Below are 18,458 nucleotides of genomic sequence, written 5' to 3'. Positions count from 1 at the left end.
TGGTGTACTCGATGCGTCGTGTCGAGCGTTGGGCACGGGATCCAGGTCTTACTTTTCGTATGCTGCTCGTTCTGGTCGGCTTATCCTTTCTGTACGTTATCTTCGTGAGTGCACTGATTTGGAGCGGGCTCGATACCGTCTCCGTGCTGGTCATTGCGGTTCTGCTCGCGCTGTTCCAGGTCTTCCTCTCCGAGCCGCTCGCGCTCGCCAGCGTAGGGGCGCGCATCCTCAAGCCCGGCGAGTTACCGCACCTGCAGGAAATGGTGGAACGTGTCGCTGCGCTCGCTGGCGTTCCGCGGGTGCGGGTGGGAATCATCGAGACTCCTTTGCCCAACGCGTTCGCGATGGGAAAGAGCATGCGGTCGGCGACCGTCGTCGTCACGCGAGGGCTCCTGGAACTCTTGGACGACGAGGAGCTCGAGGCGGTCATCGCCCACGAGATCGCGCACGTTCGCAACCGCGACGTGCTGGTGATGACGATCGCCGGATTTTTCGTGATCGTCGCGCAACTCGTTTTTCGTTTCCTCCTCTGGGGAGGTGGCGGACGGTCGGATCGTGACCGACGCGGTGGTCTCGCACTGGCCTTCCTGGTTTCGCTCGCTGTGTGGCTGATCGGGCAGCTCCTGTTGCTCGCGCTCTCACGCTACCGCGAGTTCGTGGCTGATCGGATGGCCGGAATCTTGACTGGAAGACCGATGGCCCTGGCCGCTGCCCTCCTGAAGATCGATGGCCGTATCCAGCGCATTCCCGACCGTGACTTGCGGGAAGTGCAGGAAATGGCAGCCTTCTTCATTCTTCCGCCGATTCGGCGAGCGAGCTTGGCTTCGCTCTTTTCGACGCACCCACCGGTGGAAGAACGCGTACGCCGGCTCGAGGCGTTGCAGCGACAGCTCGAGGGGCTGGCATGAAACGATTTCTGGACATTTTGCTCGGGCGTGCAGCGCGCCCGGTGCCGGCGCGCCATGACGGACTGATCGCCATCAGTACCGCTGCGATCACGATGGAAGCGCAACTCGGCCTCAAGCCCGAGCCGGTCGCGGGTCTCGTGTTCAAGCCGATGGAATCGGTCTTTTTCGAGCGAGCGAGCGAGGAACTGGACGGACTCCTCCGTGTAGCGGTGCGCGAGACGGGGAGCCGGTATCGTTTCTGGACCGATACCTACGGATATCGTTGGATCCTGCTCGAGGATCCCGACTTCGAGGACGTGGTTGCGACGCTCCAGGCAGCGAGCCAAACCGTCATCGAGCATGGCTTCGGGAGCCAGCTCCTGGCGGCTGTCTTCCGCTTTACGGATCAAAGAGGCTTGCCATTCTACTGGATCTACCAGTTCAAGTTGGGAAGCTTCACACCATTCGCGCCTCGAGGAGGGCGAAGGCGGGACGAGACGGAAGAACTCCGTCTCGTCGCCCTGCTCGAGCGTGAGTTACCGGTCGAACGACGTCCGGAACACTGGTACGGGCTGTGGGAGCTCCCCTTGTAATTCAGCCAGGCAGTAGCCCATCACCAGCGAAGAGGTGTTGCGCTTCCTCGAGAGTCGTATCGGGTGGGGGTAGGATGATGTCCGATTCGACGAACTCGTCGGGCGACACGGGTATCCCATGCCGGCGCACCGTTTCGAGAAGCTCGTCAAGCAACGCGCGGAAGCGCTCCTCATCGCCCGCGGCGACCGCTTCGACGATCGCATTGTCGAGCGCGTTCAGGTCGTCATAGAGGCCGCTGTCGACCCGGTATTGACCTTCGGTCAGAATCCGGACGATCACGAGGAGCCTCCTTCCGGAAGCTGCTTCGGCGTGTCGCCTTGCCCGAGCTGGCGGCGGAGTGCGGCGAGTTCGGTTTCGACCGACTCGCTGACACTGACGCGCGCGAGTTCACGCTCGATGCTGTCCTGTCGAGTGCCGGTCAAATCTTCGAGGACGCCCGAGGCGAGGAGTTCATCGATCGCCGAGGCGCGTGCTTGCAGCTGATGTGTCTTCTCCTCGGCGCGTTCGAGCGCCAGGCCGACGTCGGCCATCTCCTCGGAGATGCCGGTCACCGCTTCGTTGATGCGCACCTGGGCTTCGGCTGCTGAGTACTGAGCCTTGATGACTTCCTTGCGGGTACGGAACGCCTCGACCTTGGCACGCAGCCGCATCTCAGCTTGCTCGAGCTTGGCTTGTTCCTGCTCGAGCGTGCGGATCTGTGTATCGAGGTCATCGATTTGCTGCTGGGCGATCGCCTTGCGTTCGAGTGCCAGGCGGGCCAAATCCTCGCGACCGAGACTGAGAGCCTGCCGGGCTTGCTCGGTCAAGCGGTCGAGCGATTCCTGAAGCTTGGCTCGTTGCAACTCCAACCGGCGCTTCGATGTCGTCACGTCGACGATACCGCGCCGAACTTGCTGGAGCAGTTGCAGCTGGCGCTCGTATGCGTAATCGAGCGTCTCTCGCGGATCCTCGGCACGATCGAGCAGATGCGTGAGCTTCACTTTGACGAAGGTCGTCATGCGTGAAATGAGGCCCATGGTGGTCTCCTCTCTGGCGGCGTAACCTAGAGCGTAGTATAAGGCACCGTGCCGGGTCGTGCGTAGGTGGTCGGCAAGGTCGATCGGAGGCGAGCGGAGGAGTCGGTCGATGGAGGTCACGGGTTTGCTGTTCTGGCTTTTTCTCGTTTTCTCGATGCTTTCACCGGTCCTGCAGCGTCGACTACTCGAGATGAACCGTCTACGACTGATCCACCAGCTGGAACAGCGCCGGGGATCGCGGGTGATCACACTGATTCACCGGCAGGAGGCGGTCTCGTTTTTGGGTATTCCTTTAGCCCGCTACATCGATATCGACGATGCGGAAGCCGTCTTGCGGGCGATTCGGTTAACGCCGGACGAGATGCCGATCGATTTCATCGTGCATACACCAGGCGGGTTAGTGCTGGCTGCCGAACAGATCGCCTCGGCCCTCGTGCGGCACCGCGGCAAGGTCACGGTGTTTGTGCCTCACTATGCGATGTCGGGTGGGACACTCATCGCGCTGGCGGCCGATGAGATCGTGATGGACGAGAATGCGGTACTCGGCCCGGTCGACCCGCAGATCGGGCAGTATCCTGCGGCATCGGTGCTGCGCGTGATCCGAGAGAAGCCGATCGCAGAAGTGGACGACCAGACCCTCGTGTTGGCCGATATCGGTGAGAAGGCGATGCGTCAGGTCAGCGCAACGGTCCGCCACATCCTGATGGCCAACGGTATGGAAGAGGACAAGGCTCGTGCTGTTGCCGAGGCCTTAACGTGTGGGCAGTGGACGCACGACTACCCGATCGACGTCGAAGAGGCGCGGCAGCTCGGGCTACCCGTCACGGTGGGGATTCCGGACGAAGTGTACCAGTTGATGGAGCTGTATCCGCAGGCGATGCAACGACGGCCGTCCGTCCAGTACATACCGGTGCCGTACGAGATACCACGGCAGCGGGACGGAAGCCAGCGGCGCGGGTTGAAGGTCGGGTAGAGCGTGTGCTCGTGCGTTCTCCACCTACCCGGGATGCATGAAAGCTGCTATACTATGGTTGTGGATACGGATCGGGGTGTGGCGCAGTTGGTAGCGCGCGGCGTTTGGGACGCTGAGGTCGGAGGTTCGAGTCCTCTCACCCCGACCGTGATGGTGCGGGAGTAACTCAGTTGGTAGAGTGCCGGCCTTCCAAGCCGGTTGTCGCGGGTTCGAGTCCCGTCTCCCGCTCCGAGCCAGGGCCCCCTGACTGGATGAGAAGGGGTCAGGGGGTCAGTTTATGACCAGAATCCGTTTCCCTCGCGATGGTCGCTGTGATGTCCGATTCCAGCGAAAGCCGTTCTCTTTCCCCACTGAGGAAGCAACCAGAGCTTTCTTATCTGAGAGGGAAGCAGAGGCAGACTTGGTCGCATGAGAGCTACTTTTGTACTGCGTCATGTTGCTCACTCGTTTCGCTTCAACTGCTGTGGTTCCTCGTCCAGCGAGACTAGCGTGCCGACCCTGGCGTAGTCCGTTGTGGACATTGTCCGCGTCTGTCGCAGCACCACGGTGTCGGCACCATCGAGCGATCGATCATTCGATTGCTGCCGAGGCCAGCGGAGTGTCGAGAGCCCCAGAAACGGGCTGACTCGAAGCAGGCAGGCTAGTTTCCTGGCGCGTGCGCAGGAGACAGAGAACTGAGCGCGCGGGGCGCAGACGGGACTTCTGCACTGCGATCGTGTCTGCGTACGCCAGAGTGGACTCTGGGCCACTGGGTAGTGCTCGAACTCTGGGCATTCTGAACGGTTGCCCTGCTCTCCGTTCGTTCTGCATCCGGTGGACGGTAAAAGGATGAGTTCCTGCGACGCCGAACCCCGAGTGACCGCCGTCGCATTGACCGACGGCACCGTTTCTCCCATACTGTCCTCGGCAGCGAGGGGAAAGGAAAGGCTCGGATGCGTGCGCGTGCTGCGGTGTTGACGGAAGTGAAGAAGCCGCTCGAAATCTGGGATCTCGATGTCGATCTGCCGAAAGAAGGCGAAGTCCTCGTTCGTGTCGCTGCTGCTGGCGTCTGCCATAGTGACCTCCATTACATTCAAGGTGACCTCACTACTGTCTTGCCAGCGGTACCTGGGCACGAGGGGGCTGGCATCGTCGAAGCTGTGGGGCCGGGCGTGACCCGGTTTCAGCCAGGCGACCATGTGCTGTTCGTCTTCCGTGCCTTCTGCGGCCGGTGCTTCTACTGTCTCAACGGTCGACCTGCCCTCTGCGACTTCAGCAATCCGCTGCGACGAACCGGGCGGATGTTCGACGGAACGACGCGTTTTCATCGTGACGGGCAGGATGTCCACCATATCCTCGGTGTCTCGTGCTTCGCCGAGTACACCGTGGTACCGGAGCAGGGTCTGCTGAAGCTTCCTGACGACATCCCGCTCGATCGGGCAGCGCTCGTCGGCTGCGGTGTCACCACTGGGGTTGGTGCCGTGCTATTCGCCGCCGGTGTCCAACCGGGAGACAGCGTCGCGGTGATCGGTTGCGGTGGTGTGGGGCTCAATGTGGTGCAGGGCGCGGCACTGGCTGGTGCTGGACCGGTCATCGCGGTGGATGTCGTGCCGCAAAAGCTCGAGTGGGCGAAACAACTCGGCGCGACACACGTCGTCAATGCGCGCGAGCACGATCCACTGGACGCGATACGCTCGCTGACCGAGGGACGCGGTGCAGACTACACCTTCGAAGTGATCGGTCGGGTCGACACGATTCAGCAGGCATACGAGGCGACGCGCAAGGGTGGGACCACAGTCATCGTCGGTTTGACTCCGCAAGGATCGGTGCTGCCGCTGGATCCGCTCGATCTCTTGCGAGCGGAGAAGACGATCAAAGCGACGCTCTACGGTACGGCCAACCTCCCCCGCGATATCCCACGCCTGCTCGAGCTGTACCGCCTGGGCCGCTTGAAGTTGGACGAACTGATTTCCCGGCGGTTGCGCCTCGAGCAGATCAACGAAGGCTTCGAGGCGATGCTGGCTGGGAGTGTCGCCCGCAGCATCGTCGTGTTCGATTCCTGATCAGTCGTGGACAGCCGAGGGGACGAGTCGCGCGAACCGCCGTTTGCCGACTTGCAGGATTATCGGTTCCTGAATTTCGATCATCGCCTCTGGATCTACGACGCGGCGCCCATCGAACCGTACGCCGCCTTGCGCGACGAGGCGGCGCGCTTCGTTGTTGGTCCGAGCGAATCCAGCGCGGACGATGAAGTCGATCACCCGGCCGCGCGGTGGGACCGGAATTTCCGGCATCTGTTCGGGCAACTCGCGCAACCGGTGAACGCGGTGGAAGTAGTCACGTGCCCGCTCGGCAGCCTCGGGCGAGTGCAGGTCGCTGACGACGAGGACAGCGAGCCGTTCTTTCACGTCCCGCGGGTTGATCGAGCCGTTGGCCATACCAGCGAGCAGCGCGTCGATTTCCTCGTCCGGAAGGTCGGTCAGCAACCGAAGGTAATCCCCCAAGACGTGATCCGGAACCGACATGATTTTGCCGAACATCTCTTCCGGTGGCTCATTGACACCGATGTAGTTCCCGTAGCTCTTGCTCATTTTCAAGGTACCGTCGGTACCGACGAGCAAGGGAACGGTCAGAATGTCCTGCGGGTCGAGGCCGTATTCTCGCATGATATCGCGACCGACGAGAAGGTTGAAGAGTTGGTCGGTACCACCGATCTCAACATCAGCTTGGATGGCGACGGAGTCGTAAGCCTGTAAGAGCGGATAGAGGAGTTCGGTGATGCTGATCGGTGATCCCTCCTCGTAGCGCTTGGCGAAATCGTCGCGAGTTAAGAGCTTCGCGACCGTGTACTTGCTGGTCAGCCGGATCACGTCCTCGAGCGTGAAGGTGCCGAACCAGCTACTCTGCCAGACGATTTCCGCACGACTGATATCGACGACCTTGAAGAACTGATCGAGGTAGGTCCTCGCGTTCGCCTCGACCTCTTCTGCGGTCAACATCGGACGTTGGGTCGAGCGCCCGGAGGGGTCGCCGATCCGTGCGGTCCAGTCTCCGATGATCACGACCACCTGATGTCCCAATGTCTGGAATTCGCGCAACTTGCGGAAACACACGTAATGGCCGAGGTGGATGTCCGGGCGGGTCGGATCCACACCCAGCTTGACCCGGAGCGGACGATCGCCGAGCAGCCGTTCGCGCAAACGCTCGCGAACGACGACGTCGACCGTCCCACGCGTGAGGAGACGCTCGACCAGCGCTTCACGCTCGTTCGGGGTGGCCATAGGTCGTCGGTTCTCCTTCCAGTGGACTGTACAAAGCGGCGACCAGCGGCGGCGGCCACGTCGGAAGTTCCATCGCCAACCGTGCGCGCCCGTGGCGTTCGTCTTCCTGCATCTGCCGAATCAGCTGGTCCGGGTCGGCGAATGCGCGATCCGGACGCAAGCGCTCGATGAAGTACACATCGAGCACTGTACCCTGCAATGCCGGCACTGCGTCTGCGAGGAGATAGACCTCGACGGCGTATCCAGCGCCGGGAAACGTGGGACGGTTCCCGAGATAGGCCAGTGCTGGATACCAGCGCTCGAGCGCGTGGACGATGGACGCATAGATCCCGTCTGCTGGCGGTAGTAACCGGTCTCGTATCGCGATGTTGGCGGTCGGGAATCCGAGGAGGGTACCTCTCCCCGATCCCTTGACGACATCCCCGACGACGAGGTGCGGGCGATCGAGGAGTTCAGCGGCAAGGCGGACATCGCCACGTGCGATCGCTTCACGGATTCGCGTCGACGAAATCGTTCCGGTCTTCTCGGCAACGCGCTCGATGATCGTCACGCCAAAACCATAGTGTGTGCCGAGCGCGCGCAGCACGTCCGGATTGCCACTGCGATTACGGCCAAAGTGGAAGTCGTCTCCGACCACGATTTCCACCGGGTGCGCGGAGTTCACGAGCAGGCGGACGAACTCCTCGGGTGAGAGTGCGGCGAAGGAGCGGTCGAAGCGAACGAGCAGGATACGATCGATCCCGCAGGCGAGCAACAAACGGAGTCGATGCTCCGTGAGAGTCAGTCGCTGAGGTGCACGTTCGGGGACAAGCACTTCGCTCGGCAGAGGGTCGAACGTGATCGCGAGACTGCGAACCCCGAGTGCGCGAGCACGGTCACGAACGGTCGTGAGCAACGAGCGGTGTCCGCGATGGACGCCGTCGAAATTCCCGATCGTCAGCACATGTCGATCCGGAGGTAGTCTACTCCACTCGGTGAAAAGGCGCATCGCTTGTCCGAACTCCTCCGTCAGCCTCGCGCGCGGTGGACGAGTTCGGGGTGCCAAAACCTGCGATCTGCGTCGTACCGCGCGAGCCCGATCCAGGTGCCGTCCGGCGCGTAGGCTCGCGCGAGCGAACCATGAGAGGCGGTGACACGGCACCGCACCGGAGCGCCATGATACCATGCGGTGAGTTGCGGATCGGGAATCCGCAGGATCGGTAACTGGCTCACCAGCGCGTCAGGGTGGTAGGCAACGAGTGGCCAGGTGTCCGGAGCAAGGACCTCCTGGAGGGCCTCGATGCTCCAAGCCTCGGCGAGCGTGAAGGAGCCGATCCGCGTCCGCACGAGTCCGTGCAGATAGGCGCCGGTACCGAGCTGATCGCCCAGGTCGCGCGCGAATGCCCGAACGTAGAATCCTTTCCCGCAGTCGATGGCGACAACGAGGTCGGGGTAATCGTAGGTCAAGAGTTCCAAGCGACGAACGGTTACGGTGCGCGCTCGTAATTCGAGCGTCGCACCACGACGGGCCTGACGGTGAGCAGCGATGCCGCCTACCTTGATCGACGAGTAAGCGGGCGGAACTTGTTGGATCGTGCCGAGAAAGTGCTCCAAAGTCGACTCGATCACTGCCCGTGGAGGCGGAGTCTGAACCCGGTGTCGCTCTCGCAGCTCTCCTTCGAGGTCCTCCGTCGTCGTCGAAGCGCCGAGGACGATATGGGCGACGTAGCTCTTGTCCGCATCGATGGCATACTGAGCCAGCCGTGTCGCCGCTCCCACGACCACGAGAAGCAATCCTTCGGCTGCCGGATCGAGGGTGCCACCGTGGCCGACGGAGCGGACTCGGAGGCGACGCCGCACCCACGCAACGACGTCGTGTGAAGTCCAGCCTCGTGGTTTGTCGACCAGCAGGATTCCGTGCATGTGGCCACTATCCGGTCGGTAGCTCACTGCTCATTCGCTCGATGACAGCGGCTCGGACGTAATCGAGGAACGCTCGTCGAGACGATTCACCCGCTGGAAGCCGGCAACCGGCTGCACGCGGATGACCGCCACCACCGAAGTGTTGGCAGATGGCGGCGACGTCGACCAGCGAATCGGCCGAACGCACAGAGACGCGCCAGCCTTCCGGATGCTCGTAAAACAGGATCGCGACCACGGTGCCTTCGGCCCCGCTCAGGAAGTTGACGATACCTTCTCCTTCGGCGGCCGTCGCACCGGTCATCTCAAGCATCATGGAGGTAATTTCGGTCCAAATGACCGGTGGCTCCAGGCGGATACGACTGAGCGCCGCGCCCCAGAGCAGAATGGTCGAGACTGGTTTGCGACGGAAGAGGTTGGTAACGATCTCCTCCTGGCGGGCTCCTTTGCGGAGCAGCAGGGCCGCGAGTTCATGCGCTACCGGCGTCGTGCTGGATGTTTGGAAACTCAGGGTATCGCCGTAGAGCCCGGTCAGGAGGCAGGTTGCAATGTCCGGTGTGAGGTCGATACCTACATCGAGCAACCACCGAGCCAGGACCTCGGTCGTCGAGGATGCCATGGCATCGACGAGATTGACGAGCCCGAACAAGCTATTCGTCACATGGTGGTCGACGTTCACGAGCGGGATGGATCCGTCGAACCATGCTTGCCGAGCGTGATAGAGGGGACCGAGACGCGTCGGGTCTGCACAGTCAAGCAGCACGATCGTCTCGACCTCGTCCGGCAATTGGGTAGGGGAATCGAGTAACGTGTTCGCGCCCGGCAAGAAACCGAGATTTCGCGGTGCGGTAAAATCCCCAGTCGAACATGCGACGCAGGGAACGAAGTCGACGACGGCGAGCCGAAGAGCCAGGACCGAGGCGACGGCGTCAGCATCCGGGTTGGCATGCGTGGTGATGAGCAGCGACCGTGCAGCAGTGACGAGTTGCCACGCAGCTTGACGACTCCCAAGGATGGAATCGTTTCGGTCAGGTCTGATCACCATCGCCGTGTGATCCAGTCGAACCGGCTTGCCGTTCGCGTTGAATCTGGTACAGCAGACGAGCAACTTGCTCAGCGTGCTCGAGCGAGCGATCCAGCTTGAAGTGCAGCTCCGGAATATGGCGCGTATGGAGGTGTGGGGCGATGAGGCGCCGGATGAATCCAGCCGCTCCCTGGAGCGCCCGAAGCGCTTCCTCCTGCTCCTCGGGGCTGCCGTACACCGAAACGTAGACGCGGGCGTGCCGGAGATCGGGGCTCAACTCGACGCGCGTGACGCTCACGAAGCCGACACGCGGGTCACGCAGTTCCCGCTGGATGATCGTACTGATTTCGTCACGGAGAAACTCGGCGAGCCGGGCTTGTCGATAACTCGGCACCGTGGGCCTCCTTTCCGCGCGGCACACCGCGCGGGTAGACTCGGGCCTACCCGCGCGGGACTTGCTCGAGGTGATAGAACTCGATGTGATCGCCGACGCGGATATCGTTGAATCCATCGATCGTCAGGCCGCATTCGTAACCGGCGGCGACCTCGCGGACGTCCTCCTTGAAACGGCGAAGCGAGGCGACTGTTCCGTCGTAAATGACCTTCCCGTCGCGGATCACCCGCACACGGGCATTGCGGAGTGCCTTCCCCGTTACAACGTAAAGACCTGCGGCAATCGTACGGTTCGGCAGTCGGAACGTTTCGCGCACCTCGGCTACGCCGTCGATGACCTCGCGCGTCTCCGGTGCCAGCAGGCCGGTGAGAGCTGCACGGACATCTTCGAGAAGCTGGTAGATGATGTTGTAGTAGCGAACATCGACGCCGGTCGACTCGGCAGCGCGCCGGGCGGCCACGTCCGGACGGACATTGAAGCCGATGACGATCGCGCCGGTCGTTGCCGCCAGCATGACGTCAGACTCGGAGATCGCACCGGTCGCCGCGTGCAGCACGCTGATACCGACACCTTCGAGTTCGTCGTTGAGCTTGGCAAGCGCGTTCTGGATCGCCTCGAGACTTCCCTGGACGTCGGCCTTCAGAATCAAGCGCAACTCGCGTGTCTCGCCCGACTGGACACCCTTGTGGAATTCGTCGAGCTTAACGACGCGGGCTTCCGCGAATGCTTCGGCCCGCCGCTTGGCGGCACGCTGGGCAGCGATTTCCTTGGCGGTACGCTCGTCCGCGACGACCTGGAGGTAATCGCCTGCTTCCGGCACCTCCTCGAGGCCGAGAATCTCGACCGGCATCGAGGGTTCGGCTCGCCGTACCTTGCGCCCACGGTCGTCGAACATCGCACGGACACGACCCCAGGTCGCTCCGGCGACGACGATGTCGTTCACCTTCAGCGTTCCGGTCTGGACGAGAACGGTCGCGACCGGTCCGCGCTTCTGGTCGATCTTGGCCTCGATGATCACACCGATGGCGGGACGGTTCGGGTTCGCCTTGAGTTCGTGCAGGTCAGCGACCAGCAGGATCATCTCGAGGAGATCCTCGATGCCGAGCTTCTGCTTCGCCGAGACCTCCACGACCGGGACATCACCCCCATATTCTTCGGGAATCACGCCGATTTCGGCCAGCTGCTGCTTGACGCGAGCCGGATTGGCAGTCGGCAAATCGATCTTGTTGATCGCGACGATGATCGGCACGTTCGCTGCCCGGGCATGTGCGACTGCCTCACGGGTCTGCGGCATAACCCCGTCGTCCGCTGCCACGACGAGGACCGCGATATCGGTGACCTGGGCGCCGCGGGCGCGCATGGCTGTGAAGGCTTCATGCCCGGGAGTATCGAGGAAGGTGATCTTCCGTCCCTGAACCTCGACCTGGTACGCGCCGATGTGCTGGGTGATGCCGCCAGCTTCGCCCTCCGCCACATTGGTGTGACGGATCGCGTCGAGCAGCTTCGTCTTACCGTGGTCGACATGCCCCATGATGGTAACCACCGGGGGACGCGGAACCGCACCCGGTTCTCGTGCGCTGGCACGCACGATTTCCGCCAGGCTCTTCTCCTGCGCGACGGCTTCCGGGGTGTGCTCGACGAGTTCGACGCCGAAGTCTGCGGCGACGGCTGCGGCGGTTTCGAAGTCGATCTGCTGATTGATGCTCGCCATGATCCGGCGTCGCATGAGTGCCTTGATGAGCTCGACAGCACTCACGCCGATCGCATCAGCGAGTTCCCCCACGGTGATCACGCTCCCGATCTCGATCGGGCCCCGTGGTGCGACCACGGTCGCTGTTCGGTTAGCTACAGCAGGCGAACGGTCGGTTCGATCGTGTGCATGTTTCCTCGCCTTGGTGCTCATCGTTGATCCTCCTCGATCTGGGATGTTTCGTCAGCGGGCGGCTCTTCGCGGCGGATGTGGAGATCAGCCCAGCGAAGGAGCTCTTCCCGAAACTCCGGCGGAACCGGAACACGGAGCGCGCGCTCCAACACATCGGACAGTGCTGCGCGCTCCCAGCAGCTGAAGCGCCGGCAGAGGTACGCGCCGCGACCGCTCCGCTTGCCGGTCGGATCGATGGCGAGCGTCCCGTCCGGTGTCCGCACGATACGAACGAACGTACGCTTGAGGTCGCGCGCGCGACAGGCAACGCACGTGCGCACGGGCAAATGCTTCAGGCGCGGTCCACGCCGCTTTGTCCGGTCGGGACGCTCGCTCATCGTCACGACCTCCTTCCGGCGAAGTCTTACCGGACATCGGCCGTTTCATCGTCGGTCAATGGTAGCGCACGGCCGGTCTCGAAATCGTAACGGGCCCGTAGTTCGCGATCGTAGTACACGTTCACGACACCGTTGACGATTTCGACATCGACACTCTTCATGATCAGGTCGCTCGGCAGCGGACCGAATTCTCGCTCGCGGATGCTGAAGGTCCCGTCGGCACGGACGAGCCGAGGCTGCCGGCCCAATGCCATGAGATCGGGCGGCAGCTCGGGCAAGCTCGTCGCCGACCGCACCAGCAAGGCTTCCTCGCCCTCGAGCGAGGCTGGATCCTTGATGTCGATCCGCCAGCCGGTCAGCTTGTAGGCGAGCCGTGCGTTCTGCCCGTCCTTGCCGATCGCCTGCGACATCTGCTCAGGCGGTACGACAACGCGAGCGACCTTTTCATCCTCGTTGAGGATGACCGTGATCGGCTTTGCCGGGCTCAGCGCGTTGGCGATGAACGTGCGGATGTCCGACGACCACTCGATCACGTCGATCTTCTCACCCGAGAGTTCGGTCACGATACTCTGGATCCGCACACCGCGAACGCCGACGCAGGCACCGACCGGATCGACCTTGTCCTGGCGAGCGGCGACGGCGACCTTCGAGCGCTGACCCGGTTCTCGCGCGATCGCCATGACCTCGACTGCACCGCTCGCCACCTCCGGAACCTCGAGTTCGAGCAGGCGCTTAATCAGGTTCGGGTGCGTCCGAGAGACCAGCAGCTGCGGTCCCTTCGCATCCTTCGTGACCTCGACCAAGTAGACCTTCAGCCGCTGACCAGGGCGGTACCGCTCGCCTGGGATCTGTTCGCGCGCAGGGAGAATCGCCTCAGCCTTGCCGAAACTGAGGATCACCGCGCGCGGATCGACCCGCTGGACGGTACCGGTCAACACCTCACCGACCCGGTCGATGAACTCGTTGTAGATCGTCTCGCGCTCGAAGTCGCGGATCCGCTGCAGGATCACCTGCTTGGCGGTCTGGGCTGCGATGCGCCCGAAGTTCGTCGGGTGTCGCTCGATCCGCACGACGTCACCGACGATGGCGCGCGGATCGATCGTGCGCGCCTCCTCGACCGAGATTTCCCGAAGCGGATCCTGGACGGTCTCCACGACGCGCTTCGGTGCGAAGATCCGGATCTTACCGGTGTTCACGTCGATGTCGATCTCGACGTCCTCGTCAGAGCCGGTGGCCTTCTTGTAAACCGTCCGCAGTGCCTGCTGGACCGACTCCATGACTGCCTCGCGCGGAATACCACGCTCAGCAGCGATCTGTGCAATGGCAGTGTAAAGATCGCTCTTCATTGTCGATCGCCCCCCTTCGTCTGCGCCTCGGTAGCCGGCTGGTGGGCGACCAGCCAGAGCAAAAATTAAAGTGGGCTGTGCCCACTTTTCCGGGGCGCTTCGTTTACTGTTCACAATATACCACATCAGGCAGGTGCGTGCAAGACCGGCTAAGCACGGCGGTCGGGAGCACGGCGCGATCGAATAGTTAGCGGTGACGGGGTACCCTGCACGGGTACGCTCCTGCAGTGTGGACGACGCTAGGCCGTCCGTACGCGTCTAGCCGGCGTCTGTCCTGCGCGGCTGTTATACTGAGGCCGGGCTGCGGGCCGTGAAACGGGGGACGCATGAAGCTCCGGACTTGGTTGCGCCCGGGAATGTTCGTCAAGCGCTGGATCCTGTTGTTGGCGCTCGGAGTGGTGACGACCAGTCTCGGGCTCGCCATGGGCCTCGCCTGGATTTATCGGAATTACGCCTTTCCCCAGGAAGTCTCAGGCTTCGTCCAGGCTGTGACGCTCCAGTTCATTCCCCACCCGTATCGTGAAGCGTTGATGATCTCGGTCGGAAGCGTGCTGACCATCGTCGGTTTCTGGCAGCTCTCGCGCTCGCTTCTCGCACCGTTCCTCGACCAACGTGCCGACCGGCGTGGTCTGACCGAGATTCTGCAGGCACACCGCTTCGGCCCGGAGCCACCGGAACTTCATATCGTCGCCATCGGTGGGGGAACGGGATTGTCCACCCTCCTGCGTGGTCTCAAGACACACAATGTCGCGATCACGGCGATCGTGACGATGGGGGACGATGGTGGCAGTTCGGGACGGCTCCGCCAGGATTTCAACATTCCGCCGCCAGGCGATATCCGCAACTGTCTGGTCGCCCTGGCTGACGCGGAGCCATTGATGAGTGAGCTTTTCCAATACCGGTTTCCGTCAGTCGGTTCGGCCCTGGATGGGCATAGTTTCGGCAATCTCTTCATCGTCGCCATGACGCAGATCACCGGCAGTTTCGAGGGGGCGGTGGCGGAATCCTCGCGTGTCCTTGCTGTCCGTGGTCGTGTCATGCCGTCGACGCTCGAAAACATCACGGTGTGCGCGGAGTTCGAGGACGGTCGGGTCGTCCGTGGCGAGTCGCTGATCGCACAGGAGCGCGGTCGTATCCGGCGAATCTTTCTCGATCCGGAGCATCCCGAGGCGTACGAGCCCGCACTGCTCGCGATCCTTTCGGCTGATGTGATCGTGCTCGGCCCGGGTAGTCTCTTCACCTCGGTCATACCCAATCTTCTCGTGGACGGTGTCGCGCGGGCGATCCGGATGTCTCCTGCGCTGAAGGTCTACGTGTGCAATGTCACGACGCAGCGCGGGGAGACGGACGGCTTCGGTGTCGTCGAGCATCTGGAGGCGATCGAGTGCCATGCCGGTGATGACCTCGTGGATTGCGTTCTCGCGAACGAGAACCTGGAGCCGACGCGAGCGCTGGAAGCGATCGGTGTCTACGGAGTCGCATTGGATGGGCTGGAGCGGATCGGCGATCGCGTCGAGGTGTTCCTGCGTGATCTCGTCAATCCTGAACAACCATGGCGTCATGACCCCGCGAAGCTCGCACAGGCGCTCCTCGAAATCGCGCGAGCACGCAAACGCAGCGATGCTGTCGGTGTACAGCGGGTACTCCTTGAGCAGGCAGCGCTGACGAGGGGCGTCATGCGGTAGCTGCTCGCTGCCGGTCCAAGAGAGTGAGCGTTGTGGTGGCGATGGGCTGTGGCGAAGGAGGATACAGCTGTGGCGGTGCGTGTCGGTATCAACGGATTCGGTCGTATCGGTCGACAGGTGCTGAAGGCGATCTTGGAAGGCTACGACGACGAACTCGAGGTCGTCGCGGTCAATGACCTCACGACGCCAGCCACGCTGGCACACCTATTCCAATGGGATTCCACGTACGGCCCGTGGGACGGTGAGGTGGAGGCATCGGAAAACTCGATCACGATCGATGGGCGGGAAATTCGCGTTTTCGCGGAGCGGGAGCCGGGCAAGATCCCTTGGCGCGATGTGGAAGTCGAGCTGGTGATCGAGTCGACCGGTTTGTTCACCGACGCTGCGAAGGCGCGGGCACACCTGGTGGCCGGCGCGAAGAAGGTGATCATTACCGCACCAGCCAAGGGTGAGGACATCACGATCGTGCTCGGGGTCAATGAGGACCAGTATGACCCCGCTCGACACCATATCGTTTCGAACGCGTCCTGTACGACGAACTGTCTCGCACCGGTGGCGAAGGTCTTGCACGAGCGGTTCGGCATCGTGCGCGGCCTCATGACCACCGTGCATGCCTACACGAACGACCAGCAATTGCTGGATGCTCCGCACCGCGACCTCCGGCGAGCCCGCGCGGCGGCGACGAATATCGTGCCCACGACGACCGGCGCAGCCCGGGCGGTGGCGCTCGTTCTCCCCGAACTCAAGGGGAAGTTCGATGGGTTCGCGATGCGCGTTCCGGTTCCAACGGTGTCCGTCATCGACTTCGTCGTCGAACTCTCGCGAGCTACCACGGCGGACGAAATCAATAAAGCCTTCCGCGAGGCGGCGGAAGACGAATTGAACGGTATCCTCGGTTACACGGACGAGCCTTTGGTGTCAAGCGATTTCCGTGGTGACTCTCGATCGGCTATCGTCGATGGTTTGAGCACGATGGTGTTGGACGGTACGCTGGCGAAGGTGGTGGCTTGGTACGACAACGAGTGGGGGTACTCCTGCCGGGTTGCTGACCTCGCGTATTACATGATGATCGGCTGCCTGCAGGAGGACTAACACACGGCTGAGCGGCCTCGAACGAGAGGCAGGGCAAGGACGATGGGCAAGCGGCTGAGAACAGTGCGGGATCTCGACGTCGGTGAGCGTCGGGTTCTGGTGCGGGTGGATTACAACGTGCCCCTCGAGCATGGGCATGTGGTCGACGATACCCGAATCCGTGAAACGCTGGGAACGATCGAGTGGCTGATCGAGCGACGTGCTCGCATCATTCTCTGTTCGCACCTCGGTCGGCCGAAAGGCCAGGTGCGCGAAGACCTCCGTTTGGCACCAGTTGCACGCACGCTGAGCACGCTCTTGGGAAGGTCTGTTCACTACGTGCGTGACATCGTCGGCCCGGAAGCACAGGAAATGGCGCACCGACTGCAACCCGGTGAGGTGGGGCTTCTCGAGAACCTTCGCTTCGATCCGCGTGAAGAAGCGAACGACCCGGTGTTCGCCCGCGAACTCGCGAATTTGGCTGAGTGTTACGTGAACGACGCCTTCGGTGCAGCTCATCGAGCGCACGCATCGGTGGTCGGTGTCGCGCAGCTTTTGCCGAGTGCTGCGGGTCTCCTGATGGAGCGAGAAGTCACTGCACTCGATCGTGTGCTCCACAGCAGCGAGCGCCCGTTCGTTCTGGTACTCGGTGGTGCGAAGGTCTCGGACAAGATTGGTGTGATCGAGAACTTGTTGCCGCGGGTCGATGCTCTATTACTGGGCGGCGGAATGGCCAACACGTTTCTGAAGGCGCGTGGCTATGAACTCGGCCGTTCGCTCGTCGAAGGGGACAAGGTCGACGAAGCACGGCGCGTAGTGGCAGTCGCGGAACAACGTGGCGTTCGCATCGAGCTCCCGGTCGACGTTGTCATCGCACCGTCGATCGATCGACCAGATGCGCGCCAGGTGGTTCGAGTCGGCGAGGTACCAGCCGATCACGCTGTTTTCGACATCGGCCCAGAAACGGTTCGTCGATTCGCCGAAGTGATCGCGACTGCGAAGATGCTCGTTTGGAATGGCCCGATGGGAGTCTACGAGGTGCCCGAGTTTCGGGCAGGAACCCGCGGTGTTGCGGAAGCAGTCGCCCAGTGCGCTGGCTTCACCCTCGTCGGCGGTGGGGATTCCGTCGCGGCTCTTCGCGAACTCGGGCTAGCCGACCGGGTTGCGCATCTTTCGACGGGCGGTGGGGCAACGCTGGAGTATCTCGAGGGTCGTGAATTGCCAGGTGTCGCTGTCTTAATGGAGGAGGTGCCGTGACGAGCCACCTGAGGCGCGCTCTCGTCGCTGGTAATTGGAAGATGCATACGGCGTACGAAGAAGCTGTGCACCTGGCTAGGGAAGTCGCTACGTCCTGTTCCGACGCATCAGATGTCGAAGTGGTTCTCATTCCGCCTTTTCCGTGGATCGTGACACTCGCGGAGCTGGTTCGGGGTAGCATGCTGTCCGTCGGGGCGCAGAACTGCAGCGTGTACGAGCGCGGGGCCTATACCGGTGAAGTTGCCGCCTTCATGCTTGCGCCGTTCTGCCGCTACGTAATCGTGGGGCATAGCGAGCGACGGCATCTCTTCGGCGAAACCGATGAGATCGTCGCGGCCAAGTTGGCGCGCGTGTTCGCGCACGGCATGACACCCATTCTCTGCGTTGGCGAGCGTCTGGAGGAGCGGGAAGCTGGCCAGACTCTGGCCGTCGTCGAGCGGCAGCTTGCGACTGCCGCCGCCTCGATCGATCGGTCGCAGGCCGGGCGACTCGTCGTGGCTTACGAACCGGTGTGGGCGATCGGTACCGGACGACCGGCTACTGCCGCCGATGCACAAGAGGTCGCGCGGTTCATCCGCGGGTGGCTGACCGAGCGATACGGTGAACGAGCCGGTCGTGCACTGCGTGTGCTCTACGGAGGCAGCGTCACGGCTGACAATGCTGGTACATTCTTCTCCGAGCCAGATATCGACGGGGCACTAGTCGGGGGTGCGAGCTTGGACGCCGCGCAGTTCTGTGGCATCGTCGGAGCGGCACGGGTAGTTGCTCGGGCGAAGAAGGGAGCGTAGCGAAG

General features: G+C 62.5%; 18 protein-coding genes and 2 tRNA genes. 10 read left to right on the top strand and 10 right to left on the bottom strand.

Annotation, left to right across the window (positions count from 1 at the left end):
* The first annotated feature begins 11 nt into the window (after nt 1-11).
* Both htpX and pspAB read left to right on the top strand, forming a co-directional pair.
* Entirely contained in the window at nt 12-908 is an 897-nt protein-coding gene (gene htpX / locus OO015_RS01350; protein WP_265939050.1) for a zinc metalloprotease HtpX, read from the top strand.
* Complete coding sequence (gene pspAB / locus OO015_RS01345) at nt 905-1,480, top strand: PspA-associated protein PspAB (protein WP_265939047.1); 576 nt, start codon at nt 905-907, stop codon at nt 1,478-1,480. The genes htpX and pspAB overlap by 4 nt, the downstream gene beginning before the upstream one ends.
* Before the next feature lies 1 nt (nt 1,481).
* Here pspAB and pspAA read toward each other — a convergent pair whose 3' ends face one another.
* On the bottom strand, nt 1,482-1,760 hold the full coding sequence (gene pspAA / locus OO015_RS01340; protein WP_265939045.1) for a PspA-associated protein PspAA: 279 nt from the start codon (nt 1,758-1,760) through the stop codon (nt 1,482-1,484).
* A complete protein-coding gene (locus OO015_RS01335) occupies nt 1,757-2,497 on the bottom strand; it encodes a PspA/IM30 family protein (RefSeq protein WP_265939043.1) in 741 nt (246 codons plus the stop codon). The genes pspAA and OO015_RS01335 overlap by 4 nt, the downstream gene beginning before the upstream one ends.
* 109 nt (nt 2,498-2,606) lie before the next feature.
* On the opposite strand from OO015_RS01335, the gene OO015_RS01330 reads away from it, so the two are divergent.
* The 4 genes from OO015_RS01330 (at nt 2,607) to OO015_RS01315 (ending at nt 5,512) form a co-directional block, all read left to right on the top strand.
* Nucleotides 2,607-3,470 carry an SDH family Clp fold serine proteinase gene (locus tag OO015_RS01330; protein WP_265939042.1) on the top strand — a complete coding sequence of 288 codons (864 nt, stop codon included), beginning with the start codon at nt 2,607-2,609 and terminating at the stop codon, nt 3,468-3,470.
* A gap of 72 nt (nt 3,471-3,542) precedes the next feature.
* Nucleotides 3,543-3,615: transfer RNA gene (locus OO015_RS01325), tRNA-Pro, on the top strand.
* Between the two features lie 10 nt (nt 3,616-3,625).
* Nucleotides 3,626-3,698 (top strand) — tRNA-Gly (locus OO015_RS01320).
* A 704-nt stretch (nt 3,699-4,402) separates the two neighbouring features.
* Nucleotides 4,403-5,512: a Zn-dependent alcohol dehydrogenase gene (locus tag OO015_RS01315; protein WP_265939040.1), complete on the top strand. Its 1,110-nt coding sequence runs from the start codon at nt 4,403-4,405 to the stop codon at nt 5,510-5,512.
* Here the strand turns inward: OO015_RS01315 and tyrS are convergent, their stop codons facing one another.
* Genes tyrS through nusA form a run of 8 tightly spaced genes read right to left on the bottom strand, consistent with a single transcriptional unit; the run spans nt 5,513 to nt 13,652 of the window.
* Nucleotides 5,513-6,730, bottom strand: a complete 1,218-nt coding sequence (gene tyrS, locus OO015_RS01310; protein WP_265939037.1) for a tyrosine--tRNA ligase — start codon at nt 6,728-6,730, stop codon at nt 5,513-5,515.
* Nucleotides 6,708-7,718, bottom strand: a complete 1,011-nt coding sequence (gene ribF / locus OO015_RS01305) for a riboflavin biosynthesis protein RibF (RefSeq protein WP_265939035.1) — start codon at nt 7,716-7,718, stop codon at nt 6,708-6,710. The genes tyrS and ribF overlap by 23 nt, the downstream gene beginning before the upstream one ends.
* A gap of 20 nt (nt 7,719-7,738) precedes the next feature.
* Complete coding sequence (gene truB, locus OO015_RS01300) at nt 7,739-8,632, bottom strand: tRNA pseudouridine(55) synthase TruB (protein ID WP_265939033.1); 894 nt, start codon at nt 8,630-8,632, stop codon at nt 7,739-7,741.
* Nucleotides 8,633-8,639: 7 nt separating this feature from the next.
* On the bottom strand, nt 8,640-9,674 hold the full coding sequence (locus OO015_RS01295) for a DHH family phosphoesterase (RefSeq protein ID WP_265939031.1): 1,035 nt from the start codon (nt 9,672-9,674) through the stop codon (nt 8,640-8,642).
* Nucleotides 9,658-10,047 (bottom strand): 30S ribosome-binding factor RbfA, encoded by a 390-nt coding sequence (gene rbfA, locus OO015_RS01290; RefSeq protein WP_265939029.1) that lies wholly within the window; start codon nt 10,045-10,047, stop codon nt 9,658-9,660. The genes OO015_RS01295 and rbfA overlap by 17 nt, the downstream gene beginning before the upstream one ends.
* Before the next feature lie 46 nt (nt 10,048-10,093).
* The gene (gene infB / locus OO015_RS01285) at nt 10,094-11,950 is read right to left on the bottom strand and encodes a translation initiation factor IF-2 (RefSeq protein WP_265939027.1); all 1,857 of its coding nucleotides are present in this window, start codon (nt 11,948-11,950) and stop codon (nt 10,094-10,096) included.
* Entirely contained in the window at nt 11,947-12,306 is a 360-nt protein-coding gene (gene rnpM, locus OO015_RS01280) for an RNase P modulator RnpM (protein WP_265939025.1), read from the bottom strand. Before rnpM ends, infB begins: the two co-directional genes overlap by 4 nt.
* A 26-nt stretch (nt 12,307-12,332) precedes the next feature.
* The gene (gene nusA, locus OO015_RS01275; RefSeq protein WP_265939023.1) at nt 12,333-13,652 is read right to left on the bottom strand and encodes a transcription termination factor NusA; all 1,320 of its coding nucleotides are present in this window, start codon (nt 13,650-13,652) and stop codon (nt 12,333-12,335) included.
* Between the two features lie 326 nt (nt 13,653-13,978).
* Here nusA and OO015_RS01270 point away from each other — a divergent pair, with 326 nt between their 5' ends.
* The 4 genes from OO015_RS01270 (at nt 13,979) to tpiA (ending at nt 18,453) form a co-directional block, all read left to right on the top strand.
* Entirely contained in the window at nt 13,979-15,337 is a 1,359-nt protein-coding gene (locus OO015_RS01270; protein ID WP_265939020.1) for a gluconeogenesis factor YvcK family protein, read from the top strand.
* A 69-nt stretch (nt 15,338-15,406) separates the two neighbouring features.
* Nucleotides 15,407-16,429, top strand: coding sequence for a type I glyceraldehyde-3-phosphate dehydrogenase (gene gap, locus OO015_RS01265; protein WP_265939018.1), 1,023 nt, complete (start codon nt 15,407-15,409; stop codon nt 16,427-16,429).
* A gap of 42 nt (nt 16,430-16,471) precedes the next feature.
* Complete coding sequence (locus tag OO015_RS01260) at nt 16,472-17,665, top strand: phosphoglycerate kinase (RefSeq protein WP_265939016.1); 1,194 nt, start codon at nt 16,472-16,474, stop codon at nt 17,663-17,665.
* Nucleotides 17,662-18,453, top strand: a complete 792-nt coding sequence (tpiA, locus tag OO015_RS01255; RefSeq protein WP_265939014.1) for a triose-phosphate isomerase — start codon at nt 17,662-17,664, stop codon at nt 18,451-18,453. The genes OO015_RS01260 and tpiA overlap by 4 nt, the downstream gene beginning before the upstream one ends.
* Nucleotides 18,454-18,458: the final 5 nt, after the last annotated feature.

The organism is Thermomicrobium sp. 4228-Ro, assembly GCF_026241205.1.
Classification (GTDB): domain Bacteria; phylum Chloroflexota; class Chloroflexia; order Thermomicrobiales; family Thermomicrobiaceae; genus Thermomicrobium.
The sequence above is the reverse complement of the archived record's forward strand: the minus strand, read 5'-3'. Positions and strand labels throughout refer to the sequence as shown.